Origin of the sequence: Streptomyces sp. NPDC085524, assembly GCF_044541755.1 — a bacterium.
Classification (GTDB): Bacteria; Actinomycetota; Actinomycetes; order Streptomycetales; family Streptomycetaceae; genus Streptomyces.
The window spans coordinates 1-1,583 of record NZ_JBITTH010000076.1 but is presented as its reverse complement, the minus strand read 5'-3'; the positions used below and the strand labels follow the sequence as shown (position 1 = coordinate 1,583).

Genomic DNA, 1,583 nt, shown 5'->3' with positions numbered 1-1,583 from the left:
GCTATGCGGCCTTCGTTGACGCCGGAGCTGAACGGGGTGGTGATGCCCTGCACGACCGCGCCCTGGTCCTCCCGGATGGCGCAGGCCAGGCTGGCCAGGGGCGGGAGGCGTGAGTGCGTGAGGTGTTCGAGCCAGGCCGGCAGCGGGGCGGCGTCGCGGGTGTCGAGCATGGCGGCGAACTGGCGGACCAGATTGTGGGTGCGGTCCAGTTCCGGGCAGTGCTCGAACAGCCGGCGGAGTTGCTCGGAGGCGTGCAGGCTGCGTCGTGAGGGTGTGGTGGTGATCCAACGGGCGACTTGGCGGGGTGAGGGCGGTCGTTCGCGAGGCGTGTCGATCGGCAGGCCTCGGCGCAGCGGGGCGACGGCCATCTTGATCCGCTGGTAGTGGCCGCGGTAGCCCTTGGCAAGGAGTTCCTGGTGCAGCACCGTGGCGTTGTGCTCGCCTTCTTCCCAGCGTTGTTTCAGGTAGTCCAGGTAGGGGTCGAGGCTGGTGGGGCGGCGGGGCCGGGTGGTTCGTACGCATTCCTGCCAGGTGGCTGCCCGGGCGTACTTGCTCACGGTGCGCCGGTTCAAGCCCAGCTCGCGGGCTATGGCGTTGAGGGACCGGCCGGTGCCGGACACCGCGTGCACCGCCTCGAACAGCCGCTTCGCGTGGCGCCGAGCCGGCGTATCGGCCTCGTCAGAGGGTCTCGCAGGCTCTGCCGGTGACGGCCCTGCTGCGGGCTCGGGCACCGCGGCGGGAAGACAGCCGCGGTGGGTGGCGGCGATCTCCCCGACCCGCTTCGACAACCCCTGCCACAGGTGAAAGCGGTCGCTGACCTGCACCGCCTCCGGCGCACCGTCGGTGATGCCCTGGCGGTAGACCAGCGAACCGTCCCGACAGACGACCTCGACACCGGGGTGCGTCCGCAGCCAGGCCGCCACTGGCTCCGCGTCGCGTCCCTCCCACAGCTCGATCGGCAACCGGGTCTCGGCATCCACCAGCAGGGTGCCGTAGACATCCGCATACAACGCGAAGTCGTCCACGCCCAGGACCCGCGGGGTTGCAGTCGGCGGAAGCGGCAGGCGCATCAGGTGGAACAGCACGCTGGTCCGCGACAGCGGCACCCTCAGGATCCGCAGCAACCGGGCGCCACCACGCCCGGCCAGCAGCACGCCGGCCATCTCCACCAGATGCTGCAGCAGCGGGCTCCGGCGCCGGTAGCGCCTGGTCAGCCCCTCAACCTGCTCGGCAAACGTCCGCCGGCCACAGCCCGGGCTGTCACAGAACAACCGCCGCACGGAAAGCTCGATCACCACGGGACGCCCGCCGACAGCGACATCGGCCAGGGTGCGGCAGTAGCGACTGTGCACCCGCACGGAACCGCGGCCGCAATCCGGACAGGCCACCGTCGCCCCGCGGGTGCAGGCCGCGACACGGACCACGCCGCCCGCCACCCACACCCGCTCCACCCGCACCGCATCGAGGTGCGGAGACACGATCCGTACGAGGTCATCACACTCGACGACAGTCCCCCCATGAATGACGGAGCGTCACCGGCGCACGGTGGCACACCCCAGCTTCACGAAAATCTTGCCAGGGCC

At 70.7% G+C, this 1,583-nt stretch carries 1 protein-coding gene; it reads right to left on the bottom strand.

What is annotated here, in order from left to right:
- Positions 1-1,478 (bottom strand): ISL3 family transposase (locus ACIGFK_RS42470; protein ID WP_400056161.1); only part of this gene is annotated, 1,478 nt, incomplete at its 3' end.
- Positions 1,479-1,583: the final 105 nt, after the last annotated feature.